We start from the raw sequence: 20,993 nt of genomic DNA on the forward strand, positions 1-20,993 counted from the left end.
GAGCATTAGCCCTCGTCCTTTGTAGTGCAGCATATGGAGTTGCTCTCTGCTTTAGATGCGCTCTGCTTCACCCATCGCCTGAATAAAAGCACCGATCCCTTTAGGATCGTTGGTTACAATAGGCTCGCTGATATAGTAGGCGAATGTACCGTCCCGACGATCTTTACCGCCCAAGCCGCTTACTTGCACCGTTTTGTTCAGATTTACAAGTCCTTCTTCGGTAATCGTAATAAATTCATCGATAATTCCCTTACGGATGATTTCCGCTTCTTGACGATAATGCTCTGGCAGATAGCCTTTGCGCACACCTTTGGCGATCGCATACAGAATCATGCAGGAAGCGGATGCTTCCAGATAATTACCTTTTAAGTGGCCCAGATTGAGCACCTGATAAAAGACACCGCTAGTTTCATCTTGGACCTTCAGCAGAGCTTCCAGTGTTTCTGTCAGCATATTGATCAAGGCAGGACGATCTGCATGATCCTCCGGAATATAGTCCAGCACGTCAACGAGTGCCATGACAAACCAGCCCATCGAGCGGCCCCAGAAGTTTTTGGAACAGCCTGTCTCCGGGTTGCACCAAGGCTGCTCATGCTTCTCATCCCAAGCGTGGTAGAGCAGACCCGTTTCAGGATCACGTGTATGCTTGTAGCATAGCTTGAATTGCAGGGTCACATCGTCAAACTCTGACGGATCTCCGAATTCGCGGATAAATTCAGCGTAGAACGGTGCACCCATGTACAGGCCGTCCAGCCAAATTTGATATGGATAGATTTGCTTATGCCAGAATGCGCCCTCGCTGGTACGCGGATGTTTTTCCAACTGACTGCGTAATTGGTAAGCTGCCTTTTTATAACGTTCGTCCCCTGTGGCACGATACAGAGTGAAGAGCAGCTTGCCGTTATTGACGTGGTCAATGTTGTACTCATCTACTTTATAGCGCTGAATGACGCCATTTTCGTCAACAAAATGATCCATATGTTTTTTTATATATTCCATATACTTGGGATCACCTGTCAGCTCGCCAACCCATTCCAGACCTTTATAAATGACACCGTGGTCATATTCCCATTTTTCATAAAATTCAGGACTCCGTTTCAGTACGGAGTCGCTCATGCGTACAGCCCAGGAATCTGTTTTTGTCGGATTGGTTGTTGGTTGTGATATCGGATTTGCCATGATACAGTCACCTCTTTGGAAAATGTTCGATCTATGATCGTTGTTCTGGTTTACATGGATGGAGTATGAGTCTTAGGGTCAACAGGCTTGCTCTTGAAGCCAACATTGTTGTTGCCCCAGCACCGATCGTAACTAAACCCTGTCAGTTGTTCGAACACCTTACGTGTTTCCGGCTTAGCTGATTTCATGGAGCCCCCGTTCTTGAGACGATCAATTTCGGTGATGAGCTTCTTGTGGCTGTCAATGTCCAGCTTCATCACGACAGAAGCAATCATACCGATGATCGCCAGAGCGATAGTGCCCACTATGAGTACATAAAAGATGGCGTGTTGGGCAGCAATCGGTTGGGTATCGGCCCCGGATATGAAGCCAAAGTGCTGTAACACCCAGCCGAGAATGAAGACGACTACGGCCCGCACCATTTTGCCAGCAAACGTCATCATACCCGCATAAATACCCTCGCGGCGACGACCAGTTAGTGCTTCATCCACATCGGCAAGGAACGTATATTGGTTCCAGGGGATGTAGTAGACACCGCCTGTACCAAGTCCCATGAACAGTGTGATCACGTACAACCACATCATCATATTGGAGGCACCTGTCAAGTAGAGCACACCGTAACCCAATACGCTGAAGCAAACGATGACGAGTGCGGCGATGAAAGGCATACGGAAGCCTTTGCGCACGCAAAATTGAATGAACAAATAGGTGGAAATCAGTTGAATTACAGAGTTAAAGCTGTTGAGATTGGATACCGTCTCCGAGCTTTGAAACAAGGAGAAGACAATAAAGTACGTGAAGGCAGATGTGAACAGCCATTCAGCTGAAAAGCCCCCTAAATACATACCAAGATGATGACGGAACGTTTTTACCCGGAAGGTCGATGAAATATCGATAAAGAGCTTTTTCATGGAATCAATAAAAGAGAGAGGAGCCTCACCTTCCAATTCCTTTTGCAGTTCCTCGTCGGGACGTTCCCATGAGTTTTTGTACAAAAATGCCAGGGCAATCAGCAGAATAGCTGCAAACACAAGCCCGGTGTACAAAAAGGGCAATGGAGAATCTTTGCCGTAAGCGGCGATAAAGCGACCAGGGATGAAAGCAGCAGCAAAGTTGGCCATTTTACCAAACATTGCTTTCCATCCAGTCAGCCTGGAGCGAGCGCCGAAATCCCGGGTCATCTCTGCGGCAAGTGCTTCATACGGCACCATAACAGAGGTATATACCAGCTCAAACAGCACGTAGGTACTCAGGTAATACCAGAAGCCCAACCCATCTACCCAAAGCAACGGATACACGAGCATCAGCGGGATACCCAGCATGATGAAAAAACGGCGTCTGCCGAATTTACGGCCCAAGCGGGTTCGATGAAAGTTGTCGCTGATGAAGCCCATGATCGGATTGCTGACTGCATCGATAATGCTGGCAACGGAGAAAATGGCTGCGGCCTGAACCGGAGACAGTCCGCAAAAGGTCGTATAGAAGTACATGAGCCATGCGCCGCTGACGGCAAGTGCGCCGCTTCCCAGCATGTTGCCGCTTCCATAGGCGAGAGTGTGTTTCAGTGTGATTTTTCGTTCCATGGTCTGTTCACCTCATATTTTCTATGGTTATGAGGACAATCACCGGTCGCTATATAATGCAGAATTGTCTAGGTTGGTAGATGGGCCAGGGCGTCCTGATGGGAAGGGGCTTTTAGCGTGCCCCTATATTAGTGCCGCTCGGCGTTCCCGAGCCGATCAGATCGCTTCCTTTGGCCAGCTTAAGGAAATTGCCCAACTGGATGGAACCGTCTGCACCTCGTGTGATGGAAGGCGTGAGACTGACAAAATCGTCTGCACTGACTACCAGACCTTTGGCATTCGTCGATTTTTTGTTTTTCCACCAAACACTGGAGTTGTCTTGATCTGTACCGCTTGTTTTGTCACTGGAGCTTCCCGCAAAGGAAAGGTTGTTGATGAACACATGATCACCCTTGTCAAAAGCAAAATTACTTTGTCCATTGTCCCACGAGGTATTATTGGTCAACGTAATACTGCCTGGGTTGCTATTGTAGGTGAAGCCGTGTTTTTTGTTCTGGTAAGCAATACTGTTTTTCACGATATGGTTGACTTTGATTTTGTCTCCACCCAGCTTAAAGCCGTTGCCGTCACTGTTCTTGGTAGACGTTCCATCTGAGGTCTGCCCGTTGTGGTGGGCAACACTGTTCAAAATGGTTACTTCACCGATGGGGCCTGTTTCGGTTTTGCTATACAAATCCCAGCCATCGTCTACATTGTATGCAGCCAAGCAGTTATCAAACACATTGCCTGGTCCTACAGTCAGCTTGGCAGCAAAGCCGTCAGCATCCTCACCATTATCGGGATCAGCGTTATCGTGAGAGTAGGAATTCAAAATCAAATTGTTTGCAGGCCACTCACTGTTGGAGGCGTTAGGGGAGTAACGTCCAAGCTGGAGTCCAGTATCCCGGTTGTGGTGGGTTTCCACATTTTCAATCCGGTTATTACTACCGCCAATATAGATACCGTTATCCCCGGCACCTTTGACTTCAAGCCCTTTTACCAGCCAATAATCTCCGTTAAGCTGAAGTCCCCGGTTGCTTGAACCAAAGGCTTGAGCTGAAAAATCAAGCACTGGCTTTTCGCTGCCGTAAGCAACAAGCCCCTTGAGTGAGCCCTTGCTTCCGTTATTCCCATGCTGAACGGTGATCGTTGAGGAGTAGGCGTAGTTGCCGCCGCGCAGGTAAATCGTTTTACCCGGTGCAATTTGTGTTAGTGCTGCTTCAAGAGTGGTAGGACTGGATATGGTGCCCGGATTGGACACGTTACCATTTGGTGCTACATACAAGTCGCCCGCAGCCAACGTTGTGGAGACAGCAGACGAATCAACTATGCCGGAAATCTCTGTAGAGAGGGCAGAGGAAGAAATGCTGGATGACGTATCTGCGTAAGCGGTTCCAATAAGACATGAAGAAGCAAAAACAAAAGAAACACCGAGACTTAGAGCGTTAAAGCCGTATTTTGGACGATCATTACGTTTAAACATGTAAATTCCTCCTTATTTGAGCTCTTATTTTGAAATAGATAGCATATTTACAAGTGGTTCATGCTGTCTTTCCAGTAAAAACAGGACACCTCCTGGGTGACAGATTCTCCTATCATATGTCCGAAACGCTCTAAGATGCATATGCACAGTGTAATATATGTTAACGTTTGCATCAACAGTTTTTTTGCTGTTTTTTTGAGATTGTGAAAAAAAGTTCACACATTTGTTTCAACTAAAAATGCAGTTTTGCCAGATTGGGAAAATTTGATTATACTTAAACATTATACATATAATAGGAATGAAATCTGTGAGAAAAGGCGGGTTTAACGCATGGAGAACAGGAATGATTTGACGAATCCAACGTCTAAAGAATTGCTGGAAAAGCAGCCGCTAGTTAAAAGTGAGATGATAGATTGGCTTAAAGCGATTATTGTGGCCATTGTGCTCGTGTTCATTATACGTTGGCTGCTATTTGCGCCATTTATCGTTGAGGGAGCATCCATGGAACCGAACTTCAAGACAGATGAACGAGTTGTCGTGAACAAGATTATTTATAGTTTGCGTGATCCCAAGCCCGGTGAGGTTATTGTATTTCATGTCAGAAAAGAAAGTAAGGATTTTATTAAGCGTGTTATTGGTGTTGCGGGGGATCAGATCCAATACCAGGGCGACAACCTGTACGTAAATGGCAAGAAAGTAGAGGAACCCTACATTCAAGGGGCCATCCAGAAGGCGCACGCCAAGGGAGAGCTATACAACAATGTGGACTTTCCAAACGGGACCATAACGGATTCCAAGGTTCCCGAGGGTTATATATTTGCCATGGGTGACAACCGCAATAACAGTAGGGACAGTCGTGCCATTGGCTTTGTCTCAATTAAAGATATTGTTGGACGTGCGGATGTGATATTTTGGCCGCTGAACAGTATGCAGTGGGTCAAGCATAAATAATATAAGCTGAACTTAAAAGCTACCTATCATGCCACTACGCAGACGGATGGTGGTTCCCATCGCCATCGCTTTGCTTGTACAGCACCATTCCGCCTGCTCCGTTTTACTTGTACATTTTTTAGTTCAGCTTATATATTATATTTTTTTCGTAAAAGGGTCAGGCAGCTTGCTCCAGTCCTGTTCCATTTCTTCAGGAGTCAGCAGCGCCTTATCCAATGTGCGTTCGATCTCTTCCCGGTCCATATCGATACCGATGAATACAAGCTTGGTCACCCGGTCGCCATGTTGTTCATCCCAGTCAGGTGTCTTTTCAAAATCCTCACCGAGATAGTATTGTCGTTCTTCTTCGGTCAAGGCAGATACCCATAGCCCTGCGCGCGCGAATTGCTTAGAACTGCCCGCCTGACTGAATGTAAAAGCAGTACGGTTCTGGGTGGCGAACCACACCAACCCCTTGGAGCGGACAACCTCAGCAGGCCATTGTGCCAGCCATTTCAGCAAGCGTTCGGGGTGAAATGGAATCTTGCGCTTGTACACAAACGAAGCAATGCCGTATTCCTCTGTCTCCGGTATGTGCTCATCTTTATTCATTTCCTGTATCCAGCCTGCCGCTTGACTGGCTGCTTCAAAATCGAAGCGGTGCGTGTTCAAAATCTCCTTCGGATCAACTTTACCGTATTCGGAACGAATGATTTTGGCGTTTGGCTGAATGCCGCGCAGCGCTTTTTCCAGTCGTTCCAGCTCCTCCGGGGATACAAGATCACATTTGTTAATGATCAGCACGTCACAGAATTCCACCTGCTCAATCAGCAAATCAACGATGCCGCGTGCATCCTCCTCTGCCATTTCCTGCCCACGATCCTTGAGCGAATCTCTCGAATAGAAGTCCTTCCAAAATTCCGGCGCATTCACGACGGTAACCATAGTATCCAGTCGCGTCAGCTTGGTCAGATCTATGCCATTCTCTTCATCTACATAGCTGAACGTCTGGGCAACCGGGATCGGCTCGCCTATACCCGTGGATTCAATAAGGATGTAGTCAAACTTTTTGTCGAGCGCTAGTCGCTCCACTTCCTTTAATAAATCCTCCCGCAAGGTGCAGCAGATGCAGCCGTTGGACATTTCTACCAGCTTCTCATCTACGCGGGATAATCCTCCACCGTCACGAACGAGATCGGCATCGATATTTACCTCACTCATGTCATTGACAATGACAGCTACACGCAAGCCTTCGCGGTTGTTCAGAACATGGTTGAGCAGCGTGGTTTTGCCAGCGCCGAGGTACCCGCTTAGTACCGTAACCGGTATTTTCTTTTCCGATTCGATCGTGTTTGCCAACGTAATCACTCATCCCTTCGAAAGTGTTTATGAAATGCTGAATATGTTGCAGTACTTTCTTAATTCGAATTATTTAATCGTAATAATTACGAATAATAAAAACAGTAAATCATTAATGAGAGAAAATGTCAAGGAAAGGGAGACTCCATCGAAGAGATGCTCAAGGCATTGGGACGGTTTAAGGCTTAGTGCGGTGCTGACAGATGCACAGGCTCGATTACGATAACGATAAGGCCAAGAAGGACTTGCGCTAATTACACGCAAGTCCTTTTTTTCAACCCTGTATTCATATAGCTGTCTCAGCCCTTTACAGCTCCGGCAACAACGCCTTTGACAATGTATTTTTGCAGAAAGATAAATACAATAATGGAAGGCAGCACAGCCATTACCATCGCGGTCATGGCATATTGCCAGTCTGATGTATACTGCCCAACGAAGGTATAAGCCGCCAGCGTAAGCGTTTTGGTGCTGGGGGAGCCGTTAACCATGAGCAGGGGCAGCAGGAAATCATTCCAGATCCACATCACGTCGATAATAATGATGGTGGCGGTGACGGATTTCAGCAAAGGAAAAATCACGGAAAAGAAAAGCCGGAAGCCCGAAGCTCCGTCGATCTTGGCACTTTCATCAATCTCGGCAGGAATACCTTTCACGAAGCCGTGATAGATGAATACGGCCAGCGGTGCGCCAAAACCCCAGTACAATAGGCCAAGCCCCCAAGTGCTGTCCGCCAAATGCAGGTCTTTTGCCAGCCGCAGGACGGTTAGCATAATGGACTGAAACGGAATCAGCATCGGCATGATGCACAGCATGTAAATCACGGAGCTCCATTTGCTTTTGGTTCGTGCCAGCTTGTAGGCGGCGATGGAGGATACCAGCACGATACCTGTCAGCCCAACCACCGTAATGATTGTGTTGTTCAGAAACAAGCGTGGGTAGTTAATAAACTGCCATACATATACGTAGTTATCCAGCGAAAACTGCTTAGGCAGCGCAATGACGTCGGTCATGACCTCAGCGAAGCTTTTGAACGAATTGTTAATGGCGAGAAACAGCGGGTACAGAAATAACAGCGATAATATAATCATACCCGCTTCCAGCAAAATACGTCCCGTACGGCTGCGTTGCATCAGGCTTCAACCTCCCTGCGTTTGAAAATAGACAATTGAATGATTGTAATGATCAGCACGGCGACGAATAAAATCAAAGCTTTGGCTGTTCCGTAGCCGTACAGATTGTTCTGGAACGTGTCCCGATAAATATCATAGGCAATACTGTAGGTCGTACCTCCCGGCCCACCGCCTGTAAGGGATAAAATGACGTCGAACACCTTGATCGAATTGGTCAATGCCATGAAGACCGAGATGGTAATGGAAGGTGCGAGCAACGGCAAAATAATACTGAAAAACCTGCGAATCGGCCCTGCTCCGTCTACAATGGCAGCTTCCTTCAAATCGTCCGGTACGGATTGCAGGCCTGCAATGTAAATCACCATGTAAAAGCCAATGGATTGCCAAATGGATACCGCCAAAATGGAAACAAACGCGAGCCCTTCCTCACCCAGCCAGCTTAGCTGGAAGATGCCCCAGCCCGTACTGTGCCCCAGTGATTCAAAGCCCTGCATGAAGATGAATTTCCAGATAAATCCCACGATCACGAGGCTGAGGATGTAAGGGATAAAGAAAGCCGCCCGCAGCCAGGCCGAGCTTTTCAGCTTCATGTCGAGGACGAGCGCCAGCAAAATGGCCAGCACGTTCACCAGCACAATGTACAGAATGGCATATTTGACGGTAAACCAGGCTGCATGTGCAAAGTTGGCGTCTCCGAGCAGGATTTGCTTGAAGTTATCCAGACCTACAAATTTCGGATGTTTGGCAATGCCGTTCCACTTGGTCAGGGAATAGCGTATCGTCATGATAAACGGAATATAAAATGCAATCGTAATGCACAAGATTACGGGCAGTGTGAATAAACCGAATTCCAATTTACTGCCCTTGTCGCCCCCAATTCCCCTCTTTTTCAGCATAACGCACCTCTTTTTCTCAACATTTTCCGATCTTTCGCTCCAAGCCGTTTGAGATATAATGAAAGTATAGGATAGCCCCTCGGCCGGACCAATGGATTTAAGAAAACAGTTGAGGGTAAAAATGTGTACGCTTTCAAAAGGGGCGATTATTATGATATCAGAGCGGGCAGGCGCGCTTCTTCGATCCATATGGAGGCGAATTACGCAGAAATTAGTGAACAAGCTTATACTGCTTTTTACCTCGGTGATCATTCTGGTGGTGGGCTCGCTCACGATTATTTCCTATCAGATGATTGAAAAGGAGTCGGTCAACCATAGCATCGCCAGCACAACCAATAATCTGCTGCTGGTCAATCAAAATTTGGAGGATTACCTGGAGGGGATGCAGCAGTTGGCGCTTCCGCAGCTTCGTTATAACGATATCATGAACGCGATTGCCAATGAGAACAATGACTATGCTTCGCGTATGGTCATCGAGAATTACTTGCGCAGCATGTTTTATTCGCGCAATGATCTGGAGGCCATCTATCTGTACGTGGCCGACCGCCATCAATACTATGTGGTTACCCGGGAGACGTATAACATTACGGTACGCAAAGGAGTTAATACGGATATTCCCAAGCTCCCCTGGTATCGAGAAGCGATGGCGAGCACGACCAACGAGTCGTTTCAATCCTTTGTGGGCTCCCGTTCGGATATGGGCTATGTGGCACCACAGGCCAGCTTTATGGCATACCATCGAGTGCTGAGGTCGATTGCATCCCGTCATCCGCAGGCGATGTTGTCCTTTTATTACAATACGAGCGCCGTCGACGATATTATGAAGAACATCCCACTGGGCAAAGGAGATCACCTGCTGCTGATCAGCCCTGAACGGGTTCCCTTTTATGTGGACAGCTTTCCGCTGTATGAGCGTATACGGGATTCGGGGGTGTTGGCACAGATCGGAAAGGAAGGAAGCGGACAGGTAACGTGGTCAGATCGCAGCAGCAACCAGGAGTATCTGATTGTTTATGATGCTGGCGAAAAGGAAGGCTGGCAGCTCATCAAGCCTATTCCTTACCGCCAAATTTATGAGGCGGCTACGACGACGCGCAATTGGAGCTACGTGATCGGGGCTTTATTTTTAGGCGTGTCTATTATTTTGGTGACGCTGACCTCGAATGCCATTACCCGGCCTTTACACAAGCTGTCTACCCAGATGAAGCGGTTTAGCACCGGGGATTTTGGGGCAGCGGCTCCTGTGAAGGGACATGACGAGATTGCGTATTTGTCGCTGCATTTTAACGAAATGGTCCAAAGAACCGAAGAATTAATTAATGAGCGCTATCGAATGAAGCTGGTCGAAAAAAATGCCATACTCAAGGCACTGGAGGCTGAAATTAATCCTCATTTTCTGTATAATGCCCTGCAAGCCATATCCACACAGGCATTAAAGCGGGAGATGTTCGACATGGCTGATATGGTCGATGCCTTGGCCCAAACGTTGCGATATTCCATCAACGGCAAGGATATTGTGGCTGCCCGCGAAGAGCTCAAGCATATTGAACGGTATATGGGCCTGCAAAAAGCAAGATTCGGGACGAGGCTGCGGTTGGAGCTGGTATGGGAGGAAACGCTGATGGAGCTGCAGATTCCGAGGTTATCCGTGCAGACATTGGTGGAAAACTCCATCAAGCATGCACTGGAAAAGGTATCGAGCGATATTCTAATTGTGATTTCAGCCGAATCCAGTGCTACAGATGCCACCATTACGGTCAGGGATAACGGGCCGGGGATCTCGAAGGACAAGCTGAAGCAGGTGCTGGATTCATTCCATGAAAAATGGGAGGAACGGGAGAGCGAGCATATCGGCTTGAAAAATCTGAATACACGCTTAAAGCTTTTGTATGGAGATCAGGCAGGATTATTCATACTTACAGATGAAACGGGAACGGAAATTAAAATGCGCATCCCCCAGGGAGGTAGTAGTCATGTATAACGTACTGATTATTGACGATGAGGAGCCGTTGCGCGAAGCTATTCGTATTGTCGGGGATTGGGATCATCTCGGCATCGAACATATCTTTGAGGCAACGAACGGAAGGCTTGGACTGGAGATGCTGAGTCAGCACAACATAGATGTGGTCATGGTGGATATGAAAATGCCGGAGCTGAACGGTATCGAGTTTCTTCGTGCTATCGAAAAGGCGTATCCCCATCTGCTGACGATTGTCATTAGCGGCTACAACGATTTCGAATATACACGGCAAGCGATACAGTCCCGGGTGGTGGACTATTTGCTCAAGCCTATCCATCGACAGGATCTGAACCAGGCGCTGCGCAAGGCCGTGGACATCCTCGAAAGCCGGAAGCAAAGCGAAAACGAGTTCATCAGCCAGAACATTACGCTGAATATGTCGCTGCCCAAGCTGAAGGAGAAGCTGTATTTGTCCATTTTGGACGGCAGCTTTAAAAGACAGGCGAATACGACGCTGCTCCCCTTGATCGGGGCAGATCATCCAGGGAATCGCTTTGGGGTGAGTGTGCTGCGGCTGTTGAACAGGGATGAGGTTCGCAGGACACGGTTTCATGGCGATACCGAGCTGATGGACTTTGCCGTAACGAATGTGCTGGCTCAGACATCGGACGAGCGGTTGAGCTGCTTTAGCTTCCCTCATCCAAGACGGGAGCGTGAAGTCGTCTCCGTCTGTACCCTGGCTCCGGGACAGGAGGAACATATGGCTCTTCTGCTGGCACAGGTGACACAGAAGGCGGTGACGAACCTGCATGGGCTGTTCGGCATGGTGGTGGCCGCCGGGGTAGGCCAGCCTTGCGCAGATGTAGTGGAGCTGGCGTCTGCTTACGTGGATGCGAAGGCGCTTATTCACAGCACGGATGTGTTGAAGCTAGAAGGAGCCTCCGTCCTTCATACGGCGCCTCGGCAAACGATAAAAGCAGAGGAAGTGCAGTGGACGGATCGGCTGCTGTTGATCCAAAAGGACGCCCAGACAGGCCAGGCGAACCGGGCAAAGATACTGCTAAACGATCTGCTGAAGCAACTGGCATCCGGCTCTATTTTCCGCTTGCAGGACGCGGATCGATTGATCAGGGAGTTTCATTTTTTGCTGAGAGAAGCAGCGGTTGAATTGGTCACATCTGTGTCGGCGTCTAATCAAAAGGGCGCTTTTGAGGAAGCGGAACGGGTGGCTGAAGGCGAGCTGTCTGCTGATTTTACAAGCTTTGCCGACTACGGACACAGGTTGACCCGAATGCTGGAGCTTTACATTGCCGGGGTTCAGCATGCCCAGGCGGGGAACCAGCCCTTTGATATAACGGATATCAAAAAGCATATCGACCGTTACTATTTTGAAGATATCAAAATTTCATTTTTTGCCGAGACTTATTTCTTGAGCCGGGAATATCTGATGAAGCTGTTCAAGCAGCAGTTTGGTTATGGTATTCACGAATATGTACAGAAGGTCCGTATGGACAAGGCGAAGGAACTACTGGGCGATTCGGGCCTGAAAATTCAGGAGATTTCCGATATGCTGGGCTATAAGGATAAAAACTACTTCAGCAAGGCTTTTCGCAATTATTATCAGGTTTCACCGTCCGAGTATCGCGTGAGCCTGCAATAAACTACTTTTTTACCCTTAACGCTTCACTTATCTGCCTTTTTTAATCGGACCATATTTTTTAGAATGAGCGCATGGACGTTGATCACAAACAAATGGGGGAGTATCCATGTTAAAGAAGATGATGGCGTTGTCCGGCAGTCTGCTATTGACGGTCGGTTTGTTGAGCGGGTGCGGAAGCAGCGGTGACTCAGACGCGGCGAAAGGGAAGGCTGGCGGTAACGAAGAATTGAAACCGGTTACAATTAATATGTTCACAGCCTCACCAGAGTATACGGATGCTTTTAACGCGTATATTGAGGAGTATAAGAAGGTCAAGCCTAACGTAAAGATCAATCTGGAAATCATGCAGGCGGACTATAACACGATTCTCAAGTCGAAAATTGCCTCAGGCAGTACACCGGATGTATTCCAAACGACGGCAGGAGGCGATATTGATACGTATGCTGATTATAGCGCCGATCTGACCAATGAACCGCTGGCGGCAGCCATGACGGATGCAGTTCGGGCGAATATGAGCTCCAGCGACGGTAAAGTGCTGGGATTGCCCGTGAAGGGGAACTTGTTTGCGCTGATTTACAACAAGGATTTGCTTGCCAAGGCTGGAGTAACCTCCCCGCCTAAGACGATTGCGGAGATGCAGGATGCAGTCACCAAGCTTGAGGCGAAAGGCATTACTCCATTTGCCAATGCATATAAAGAGTGGTGGGTATGGAAGCACATCTTCCAGCACTATGTAGATGCCGCCGCGCAGGATGCGGGCGTAGAGCCGAAGCAGCTTGTTAGTGATTTTATCGCAGGCAAAGCCAAAATCAAGGACTACCCGGTGCTGTACAACAACTTCTTCAGCTTCATTGATTTGACGGTGAAGCATGGCACAGATAAGCCGCTGGAACGGGACAGCAATGCGGAAGTGAGTGATTTTGCATCCGGTAAAGCTGCGTTTATGACGGGTAAAGGCGCGTGGGATGAGGAAGCAATCAAGAAGATTAATCCTGATCTCAAGATTGGCATCATGGGATATCCGGTAAGTGACAAAGCCGAGCAATCGGTCATCATTACCGGGGCGGATCAGGCGCTGCGTATTAACAAGGATTCCGAGGTAGCCAAGGAAACGATTGAATTTTTCAACTGGCTGTATACTTCAGAATACGGTAAGAACTGGTTCTCCCAAGTGGCAAAAGTAATTCCTCCAATTAAAGATGCGCCGCTTCCTGACCTGGAGATGCCTAAGGAAATGGAAAGTATTTTGAAAACATCGAAATCCGGTGATCTGTCTGTCAACTACTCGCTGGATACGTTCCACCAAAAATTTGGCGAGCTGATGCAGGCTTATATCAGCGGCAACATGAACAAGGATCAGGCGGTTGCAGAGATTGAAAAAGCCTGGGTACAATTAGGCTCGGCACAATAAGGCTGATTTGTCAGAGACGTCCGTAAGGGCGTCTTTTTGTGCTATGGATAGGCTTTTGAAGGAGTATTGACGAAAAAATATTTAATAATATTTAAATATTTACTTGCAAAAAGTTATTGAGTTGCGGATAATAGATTGTGTGCAATATATCTACGACATACAACATACATAATGACTGCACGGTACAAATACGAGGGATACTCCGGTTGGGGAATCTCTTTGTTCCGTTTGGGCTGTGCCGATTTTGGCAGTAAAGATTGGAAGAGAGAGGATGAATCTTTAGATGAATTCGTTGTTTACACCGTATAAACTGAAGGACCTGGAATTGAAAAATCGTGTAGTTATGGCTCCGATGTGCCAATACTCGGTGACAGCCAAGGACGGGATTCCGAACGATTGGCACCATGTTCACTACTTGAGCCGGGCTATTGGAGGTACGGGTCTGATTATTATAGAAATGACAGATGTAGAGCCGGATGGACGAATCACGGACTATGATTTGGGACTCTGGTCAGATGAACATATTCCTGCTTTTAAAAGGATCGTGGACGGCGTGCATGCACATGGGGCCAAGGTAGGTATCCAAATTGCTCACGCGGGCCGTAAAGCTGAGGATGCGGCAGTGCCAGTAGCTCCTTCAGCCATTGCCTACCCGGATACGGGTTATAAGCAGCCACGCGCACTCACCACGGAAGAAGTACAGAGCATGGTGCAAAAATTCGCAGATGCCGCCCGCCGTGCGGTTCAAGCGGGCGTGGACACGATTGAGCTTCATGGTGCACACGGTTATTTGATTCACCAATTCCATTCGCCGCTTACGAACAAGCGGGATGACGTATACGGTCAGGATTTATCCCGCTTTGGTGTTGAAGTGATTCAGGCTGTACGTAAGGAAATGCCTGCGGGCATGCCGTTGATCTTCCGCATCAGCGCCGTGGAATACGTGGATGGCGGATATGATGTGGATCATGCCATCGAGTTGAGCCGTGCTTATCAAGCTGCCGGCGTAGATGTCATTCATGTCAGCTCGGGCGGAGAAGGTCCGGCTGGAGCAAGAAAGCCGGGCAACTATCCGGGCTACCAAGTGCCGTTCGCGCGCCAAATTCGCGAGGCGCTGAACATTCCGGTGATCGCTGTCGGCGTACTGGATGACCCAGCCTTGGCGCAGTCTGTTATCGGCAACGAGGATGCTGATCTGGTTGCTATAGGACGCGGATTACTGCGCGATCCTTACTGGGGCACACATGCAGCGGTCACGCTGCGCGGCGAGAAGCCTTCCATACCTGAACAATATCAACGTGGCTACTGAGGCCTAAGTAATCCCACGTTGTTTATATATAAACAGGCACCTGACGAAGTGTACGCTTCGTTGCAGGTGCCTGTTTTGTTTTAGAAGACAGACATTGAACAGAATGGCTTAGGTGGGCGGTCGGCTAAGTCTCCCGGAAGGGAGGTGATGCCTGTGGAGGTTAAGGATGCTCTGACATTAATGATGATGTTCGGCACGCTATTAGTAGCGTTGATCGGATTAATCGTTACGATTGTTATTGCGTTAAACCAAAACAAAAAGAAATAGACCGCCCTGCTCAAGGGGAAAACGGTCTATTTCTGTAGATCGCCTTTGAACAGCCGACCGCTCTTCAAAGCGGCTGTTGCCAAGAGTAGGGATGTTACCAGCATCCTTGCTCTTTTTTAGTATAACCTTCTATAACTCATTTTAGCACATTTGAATAATCAATGTAACTGAATGCGGTCGTTACTTGGTGAAAACTTTAATCTCCTTCGGAGCGAGCGTCACGGTGATCGAACCGTTGTTGATCTGAATGGAGTCGTTGCTTAACTGATTGGTCAGACGGGTGCCGTTGGACAGGTTGTCAAAGTTGCCAATCGTGCGAGTTTGACTGTTCCACGAGTTGTTGATGAGTACGATGGCTTCGTCGCCATTTTTAGAGCGCTGGAAGCTGTAAAAGGAGTCGTCTGCCCATTTTTCCTTTTGGCTGCCGTTTTGCAGGGCAGGGTGGCTGCTGCGCACACGGTTCAGTTTGGCAATGTACTGGTACAGCTCGTGATTGGCGTTAAACACGACGTTTTCACGGTTGGCGGGATCATCTCCGCCATTAAAGCCTTGCTCGGTGCCTTGATAGATGATTGGAATCCCGCGCGACGTCAAAGTAAAGCCCAAAGCGGCCTTGAGCTGTGGCCATTTGTCAGAGCTGGCACCAGGCTTGCCGGAGGCATCGTTGAGGAAGCGTTTCACATCATGATTGTCGATAAATACGCCGTTCGTCTGGGCATCACGATAGTAGCGATCATCCGAGTAGCGTTCCTTGATTTTGGTCATGGATTGATCGTGTCCGAACACATCCTTGATCGTATAATACATGGGGAAATCCAGTGCGGCATCGAGATATCGGGTGTAATTGCCTACATAAGCGGGATCGCCACTGTATACTTCACCGATGGTGAAGGTATTGGCGGCTTGGTCAAAATCCTTCAGGAAGCCTTTGGGTACATGCTTGGCAGTGTCCACCCGCAGTCCGTCGACCCCCGACTCGTTCAACAGCCATTTGATCCAGTTTTTGAGCTCGTTTGCGGTTGCAGGGTTGTCCTGATCCAGGTCATCCAATCCGGCCACGTCACCGTTTTCAATCTTCCATTGGTTGTTGGAACTGTAATCCGCCCCTGTGATGTCGCCATGGTGATGATACCAGTCTGCTTTGTCAAAAGGAGCCTTGGCAAAGCCGTTCGCCGGTTGAAAATCACCTGTGTGATTGACAACTACGTCCAGCATTACAGCGATATTTTTGTCGTGCGCTTTACGGACCAGCTCTTTGAACTTGTCCATGGTTCCGAGATGCCCGTCTACTGCATAAAAATCATACGTATGATAGCCGTGATAAGCGAATTCGCTCTTTTGCATCGTTACCGGAGTAATCCAGATGGCGGTAAAGCCCATATTCTGAATGTAGTCGAGCTGATTGATAATGCCTTGAAAATCGCCACCATGCCACTTGCGCATGTCGCTGTTGTTGGAGTTAAAGCCACCGTAATTATCGTTTGATGTATCCCCGTTGCTGAAACGGTCTGTCATAATAAAGTAAATGCTCTGTTTGCTCCAGTCGGTGCCAAGGGGAGCTGGATTGGAGGGATTACCCGGTTCAGTGGGAGTAGAGCCGCCCGAAGGCGACCCCGTTTGGACAGTTCCTGCGGCTCCGTTAGAGCCGGGTGTGTAGGTAGACGTACCTGTGCCAAAGAAGTAGTTTTTGGTGTTGTTGCTGTCCCAGTTGTTGTTGCCGTCATTAAAGGCGGCCTCCAGTTGGGAAGTAGAGCCGATATCGACAGTGATTTTGGCATAGCCGCTAATCTCGGCGTCCTGCATTTTTACGCCAGGTACAGCCGTCCAGCTTCCGCCAGCCGGGCGGTAGTGAATGTAAGGCGAGTTGGAGCCTTTTTTGTAGTAAATGGTTACTTTGTTGCCTGTACCGCCACCGTTATCACCAGGCTTGGCCTTGCTGATAATATACTGCTTAAATCCATTCATTTCACCGGTTGGTGAACCGTCGCTGTTGACGAGATTGTTGATGCGCAATAGCGTAAAGCCGTGATAACCGAACTTCGTGATTTTCTCTTCAATTTTCTGGAAGCCGCTGCCGCCTGTTGGAAGCGCGTTTTCACCATTCAGGCGAACACCCTTGGCATTTGCGATTGAGGAGATGGTATCTACCAATGTGGATGGCAACGAATAATTCGGTGCAGTGCCACTGTCATTCATCTCCAATGCAGTAAAGGTCAAATCCAGATCGGCATCCTTGAATTTTTGAATGAGGCGATTGTAATCATAATATCCGCCTGCATGCTCTGTGCTGTGAGGCATAGCAGGGTTGTTCATCTGCCAGTGCAGGCCGGAAATTTTGGCTCCGATGCGGACACCGAACACGGAATCGAAGTTTTTGTGGGCAGCGGCTCCGATGACACCCAGATGGTTTTCAAGTACGCTTTGATACCACGACAGAAAATCCTTCCCATAAGTGGAGTTATACCCACCATTCGTGTAAAATCCGTCCCCGTCAGTCGGCGGGTTGATTTGGCTAAGGCTGCTTAGCTTCGTTCCCCAGGCCGCATTCATCTTGTCCAATGATCCATACTTTTCATTCATGGCTGTGCGGAACGCATTTTTGGCTGTTTCAGTATAGGCTTGGAACTTGCCCCGTGCCGGGTAGCTCCATCCCGCTGCCGGATAATAAGATGGATACCGCAATTCTCCGGAAGGGCCGCCGCTTAAATAAATCTTAGGAATGATGCTCTTGTACCCGGCAAAATTTTCAGCGAACGAGGCATACAGCTCGTCATATTGCTTGCCAGCCCCGCTCCATAGCGGTGAAAGTGCTTCGTTATTGACATAGCCGTTTTCATCTTTAAACTGCATTTCATCTACACTACCCTTGCTCGACAGCCAGCTTGGCAGCGGGATGTTGCAGTCATCCCCGACATTTCCCCCACACTTATGCGTAGAGATAATAGGAACCCATTTCAGGCCTACCTCTTTCACAGCGTTTGCATAGGTTTTGTAATAGCTCCAATCGAACTGGTTATCTCCTGCGCTTTCCACATAGCCCCACCAGACGTCGGTGGTGATGGCATACACGCCGTTGCTTTTCAGCGTTTGCAGCTGCTTTTTGAATGCGCCCCAGTCATTGATTTTCGCCAGCGGTCCCATAACGGAAGCCTGAAAATCATCAGCAACCGCGGCGCTTGCCGCATTGGAGGGTGAGCCAATGAAGGCGGTCAGAGACAGCACAAGGCTTAGCAGAATCAGACACCCTTTGTTCCATAGACTTCGATACAAGGTCAAACCGATCATCCTCCTCAAAGCATAGTCTATTTCGACAACATTTTGTAAACGTCTACAAAAATAGTATAAAGCAAGCGGTTGCATAAAAAGAAGAATTTATTGCACACTCAAAGGGGAGAAATATGACTATTTTGCAGTTACAGCCGTATGTTTTCAAACGAGTCCAGGCCAAAAAAATAAGGCACGGTCTGAATCAGACACATGCCTTTTAGTGATGTGGCGAATTGCAAGCAGCACAGGGAAAAGCAAATCCAAGTGTATAGAAGCAACGTTCCAACGTGTATGCAAGTATTGCAAGGGTTATTTGCTTGCTAATAGATAGGACGATTCTTTTGGTCGGGAATGCCGCTTTTGCGGTAAAAATACGTATTGATCCGATCCCGCCATTCCTTGGCGTGCTCAGCCTGATGCTCCAGCCGCTCCAGCACCTGTTCATATATCCCTTCATTCAACTGCTCTCGCAGACTGATCCATGTGTCTTTAAGCTGGGTCGCACATTCCGCGCCTTCAAAATGGGTATCATAGATATGCTGAATGACCGTTTGGCCGGAGTGGAGCGTGTGTGTATAAGGAACATGGTGAAAAAATAATAGCAGTTCATCCGGGCAGGTGTCAGTAGATTCGTAAATATCGGCATGAGGAGAAAAATATTGTCCAGCATAGCCCGTTCCGGTTGCGGTCGTACGGTCTACCCCAATCCCCCGGCAATCGGCAAAATGGTAAGTGCCCCACATCGAATATTCATAGCCGTCCACATCCGGCCCATAGTGGTGACCGGGGCTGACCATCCAGCCGACCCCGAGAGGAGCGGTGTAGGATTCGTAGATATTCCACGAATCGAGCAGCATTTGCTTAATGGCAGGAATCAAATCTGCACTGGCATCATCAGTCCCTTGTCCGTTAAACGTCAGTCGAACCCACTCATCCGCGATTTCGTCTGCGGACAGATCCGGGTCCCATGCCAACCGACCATAGCCGTAAAGATTGGATTGGGCGAGCAAATGCCCGGTCCAATTAGCGTCGGCTCCAATATTAGATACAGCGGCGATCCCATAGTTTGCATGCTTGGGGACATGATTCGTCGGCTCCTCCTGGAAACTGCCGCTGTCGGCATGGGCAATAACCCTCCTGCGGCTGGAAGCAGAATCGCTCTTGCTATGCAGAGCGCCGCTCACGATGCACTTGATGGTGGAGCCTTTCCCCTGCGCACAGGTGTCAAAATCCAGTACCTCCTTCCATTGCGGAACAAGGTAACACAGATGTCGCTGCTGTCCCGTGTACTCCTGTGCAATCTGAAATTCCAGCACTACCTGGGTAGCTTCCAGCGCACCAAACAGGGGGGAGACAGGTTCCCGCACCTGAAAATCCATAGGGCCATTTTTAATCTGTAAAATGACATTATCCCGAAACAGCCCATCCAGTGGTTTAAAATGGTCAAAGGCCGCGCGAGCCCGATCCGTCTTGCGGTCGCGCCAATCCTGCTTGCAATCATAGACAAAGCAGCGCCAGATCACCCGCCCGCCATAGGGCTGCAGCGCATCTGCCAGCATATTTGCGCCATCAGCGTGATGGTGTCCATAGCTGAACGGCCCGGGCCGATTCTCGGAATCGGCCTTGACCACGAAGCCGCCCAGATCGGGAACGGCAGCATAAACCTCCCGGGCCTTGGCCCGCCACCATTCAGCTACACCGGGGTCCAGCGGATCGGCTGTGGTTAACCCACCGAGCTGCATAGGGCTGGCATAGTTAATGCTCAGGTAGATTTGGATGCCATAAGCGCGAAACACCGCAGCCACTCTGGCCACATCCGGTAGAAATGTAGCTGTAATCAGCTCAGTTTCTACGTGATGGACATTCACATTGTTAATGGATAGCGCCTGAATGCCAACAGAGGCAAGCAGACGAGCATAATCTCGAAGGCGATCCAGATTTGTAGTAAAGGCATGATTGTCATAGAAAATGGACCCCCCCGCATACCCGCGCTCAACACTGCCGTCCATGTTATCCCAGTGGTTAATCATGCGGATGGAATTAGCCGGATTGGACAGTACATCCAGAATGGGTGCTTGCCATGCTTCTTTGGTGGCGGGTTGTAGCTTACCATCCAGCCCGCCTTGCAGGTAGCGCAGCAGATGAAAAACCCCATATAATACGCCTTTACTGGTCTGCCCGGCGACCGTGATGTACGCCCCCTTGATATCATCGTTATCAGATGAAGCTGACTGTGTTGGGTGTGGAATCTCCATCTCGCGAATTCGGTAGCCTTCTGTGCTCACTTCTGCCTGTTCTTCTGCGCTAAATCGTTCTGCGACCCATGGATGCTCTCGGAACGTACCCAAAGCAATGGATGGCGAACTCACAGGAACGGCGCTGATCTTTGGCTGCTGTCCGAACATGGAGGCCAATCTGTGCTGAAGCTCACTCGCAGCCGTGTGAAGCACTTCATCTGCCTCTTGAACCACGATGACTCTGCACCAAGCAGGCAAATTCTCCACCTTACGATTGCGGCGATAATGCAGCCAAGCGTCATAGCCGCTCTCTTTTTGCATATCCATGCGCTTGCTCATACTG

At 48.8% G+C, this 20,993-nt stretch carries 14 protein-coding genes; 6 read left to right on the forward strand and 8 right to left on the reverse strand.

The window, feature by feature from the left end:
- Nucleotides 1-51: 51 nt before the first annotated feature.
- The 3 genes from KQI_RS0112060 to KQI_RS0112070 form a co-directional block, all read right to left on the reverse strand.
- Nucleotides 52-1,179 carry a glycoside hydrolase family 88/105 protein gene (locus KQI_RS0112060; protein WP_010347006.1) on the reverse strand — a complete coding sequence of 376 codons (1,128 nt, stop codon included), beginning with the start codon at nucleotides 1,177-1,179 and terminating at the stop codon, nucleotides 52-54.
- 50 nt (nucleotides 1,180-1,229) lie between these two features.
- A complete protein-coding gene (locus tag KQI_RS0112065) occupies nucleotides 1,230-2,762 on the reverse strand; it encodes an MFS transporter (RefSeq protein WP_010347007.1) in 1,533 nt (510 codons plus the stop codon).
- Between the two features lie 112 nt (nucleotides 2,763-2,874).
- Complete coding sequence (locus KQI_RS0112070) at nucleotides 2,875-4,224, reverse strand: right-handed parallel beta-helix repeat-containing protein (RefSeq protein ID WP_010347008.1); 1,350 nt, start codon at nucleotides 4,222-4,224, stop codon at nucleotides 2,875-2,877.
- A 330-nt stretch (nucleotides 4,225-4,554) separates the two neighbouring features.
- Here KQI_RS0112070 and lepB point away from each other — a divergent pair, with 330 nt between their 5' ends.
- Complete coding sequence (gene lepB / locus KQI_RS0112075) at nucleotides 4,555-5,175, forward strand: signal peptidase I (RefSeq protein WP_010347009.1); 621 nt, start codon at nucleotides 4,555-4,557, stop codon at nucleotides 5,173-5,175.
- A 135-nt stretch (nucleotides 5,176-5,310) separates the two neighbouring features.
- Here lepB and KQI_RS0112080 read toward each other — a convergent pair whose 3' ends face one another.
- From KQI_RS0112080 to KQI_RS0112090, 3 genes are all read right to left on the reverse strand, one after another.
- Nucleotides 5,311-6,513: a GTP-binding protein gene (locus tag KQI_RS0112080; RefSeq protein WP_010347010.1), complete on the reverse strand. Its 1,203-nt coding sequence runs from the start codon at nucleotides 6,511-6,513 to the stop codon at nucleotides 5,311-5,313.
- 299 nt (nucleotides 6,514-6,812) lie between these two features.
- Nucleotides 6,813-7,643: a carbohydrate ABC transporter permease gene (locus tag KQI_RS0112085; RefSeq protein WP_010347011.1), complete on the reverse strand. Its 831-nt coding sequence runs from the start codon at nucleotides 7,641-7,643 to the stop codon at nucleotides 6,813-6,815.
- Nucleotides 7,643-8,539: a carbohydrate ABC transporter permease gene (locus KQI_RS0112090; RefSeq protein WP_010347013.1), complete on the reverse strand. Its 897-nt coding sequence runs from the start codon at nucleotides 8,537-8,539 to the stop codon at nucleotides 7,643-7,645. The genes KQI_RS0112085 and KQI_RS0112090 overlap by 1 nt, the downstream gene beginning before the upstream one ends.
- Nucleotides 8,540-8,660: 121 nt before the next feature.
- Between KQI_RS0112090 and KQI_RS0112095 the strand changes: the two genes are divergently transcribed.
- The 5 genes from KQI_RS0112095 (at nucleotide 8,661) to KQI_RS29240 (ending at nucleotide 15,146) form a co-directional block, all read left to right on the forward strand.
- Nucleotides 8,661-10,520 carry a sensor histidine kinase gene (locus KQI_RS0112095; protein WP_029390129.1) on the forward strand — a complete coding sequence of 620 codons (1,860 nt, stop codon included), beginning with the start codon at nucleotides 8,661-8,663 and terminating at the stop codon, nucleotides 10,518-10,520.
- On the forward strand, nucleotides 10,513-12,159 hold the full coding sequence (locus tag KQI_RS0112100) for a response regulator (protein WP_010347016.1): 1,647 nt from the start codon (nucleotides 10,513-10,515) through the stop codon (nucleotides 12,157-12,159). Before KQI_RS0112095 ends, KQI_RS0112100 begins: the two co-directional genes overlap by 8 nt.
- A 106-nt stretch (nucleotides 12,160-12,265) precedes the next feature.
- Nucleotides 12,266-13,570 carry an ABC transporter substrate-binding protein gene (locus KQI_RS0112105; protein ID WP_010347017.1) on the forward strand — a complete coding sequence of 435 codons (1,305 nt, stop codon included), beginning with the start codon at nucleotides 12,266-12,268 and terminating at the stop codon, nucleotides 13,568-13,570.
- Between the two features lie 283 nt (nucleotides 13,571-13,853).
- Nucleotides 13,854-14,879, forward strand: coding sequence for an NADH:flavin oxidoreductase/NADH oxidase (locus KQI_RS0112110; protein ID WP_010347018.1), 1,026 nt, complete (start codon nucleotides 13,854-13,856; stop codon nucleotides 14,877-14,879).
- A gap of 153 nt (nucleotides 14,880-15,032) precedes the next feature.
- Entirely contained in the window at nucleotides 15,033-15,146 is a 114-nt protein-coding gene (locus KQI_RS29240; protein ID WP_010347020.1) for a putative holin-like toxin, read from the forward strand.
- 180 nt (nucleotides 15,147-15,326) lie between these two features.
- Here the strand turns inward: KQI_RS29240 and KQI_RS0112120 are convergent, their stop codons facing one another.
- Both KQI_RS0112120 and KQI_RS0112125 read right to left on the reverse strand, forming a co-directional pair.
- The gene (locus tag KQI_RS0112120; protein WP_010347021.1) at nucleotides 15,327-18,422 is read right to left on the reverse strand and encodes a family 14 glycosylhydrolase; all 3,096 of its coding nucleotides are present in this window, start codon (nucleotides 18,420-18,422) and stop codon (nucleotides 15,327-15,329) included.
- A 311-nt stretch (nucleotides 18,423-18,733) separates the two neighbouring features.
- Nucleotides 18,734-20,989, reverse strand: a complete 2,256-nt coding sequence (locus tag KQI_RS0112125) for an alpha-glucuronidase family glycosyl hydrolase (protein WP_010347022.1) — start codon at nucleotides 20,987-20,989, stop codon at nucleotides 18,734-18,736.
- Nucleotides 20,990-20,993 lie beyond the last annotated feature (4 nt).

It is taken from the genome of Paenibacillus peoriae KCTC 3763, from assembly GCF_000236805.1.
Classification (GTDB): Bacteria; Bacillota; Bacilli; order Paenibacillales; family Paenibacillaceae; genus Paenibacillus; species Paenibacillus peoriae.

What these genes read in the sequence shown, in the direction of transcription:
- KQI_RS0112060 (WP_010347006.1), bottom strand. Translation starts at nt 1,179, where the DNA reads ATGGCAAATCCGATATCACAACCAACAACCAATCCGACAAAAACAGAT.
- KQI_RS0112065 (WP_010347007.1), bottom strand. Translation starts at nt 2,762, where the DNA reads ATGGAACGAAAAATCACACTGAAACACACTCTCGCCTATGGAAGCGGC.
- KQI_RS0112070 (WP_010347008.1), bottom strand. Translation starts at nt 4,224, where the DNA reads ATGTTTAAACGTAATGATCGTCCAAAATACGGCTTTAACGCTCTAAGT.
- lepB (WP_010347009.1), top strand. Translation starts at nt 4,555, where the DNA reads ATGGAGAACAGGAATGATTTGACGAATCCAACGTCTAAAGAATTGCTG.
- KQI_RS0112085 (WP_010347011.1), bottom strand. Translation starts at nt 7,643, where the DNA reads ATGCAACGCAGCCGTACGGGACGTATTTTGCTGGAAGCGGGTATGATT.
- KQI_RS0112090 (WP_010347013.1), bottom strand. Translation starts at nt 8,539, where the DNA reads ATGCTGAAAAAGAGGGGAATTGGGGGCGACAAGGGCAGTAAATTGGAA.
- KQI_RS0112095 (WP_029390129.1), top strand. Translation starts at nt 8,661, where the DNA reads ATGTGTACGCTTTCAAAAGGGGCGATTATTATGATATCAGAGCGGGCA.
- KQI_RS0112100 (WP_010347016.1), top strand. Translation starts at nt 10,513, where the DNA reads ATGTATAACGTACTGATTATTGACGATGAGGAGCCGTTGCGCGAAGCT.
- KQI_RS0112105 (WP_010347017.1), top strand. Translation starts at nt 12,266, where the DNA reads ATGTTAAAGAAGATGATGGCGTTGTCCGGCAGTCTGCTATTGACGGTC.
- KQI_RS0112110 (WP_010347018.1), top strand. Translation starts at nt 13,854, where the DNA reads ATGAATTCGTTGTTTACACCGTATAAACTGAAGGACCTGGAATTGAAA.
- KQI_RS0112125 (WP_010347022.1), bottom strand. Translation starts at nt 20,989, where the DNA reads ATGAGCAAGCGCATGGATATGCAAAAAGAGAGCGGCTATGACGCTTGG.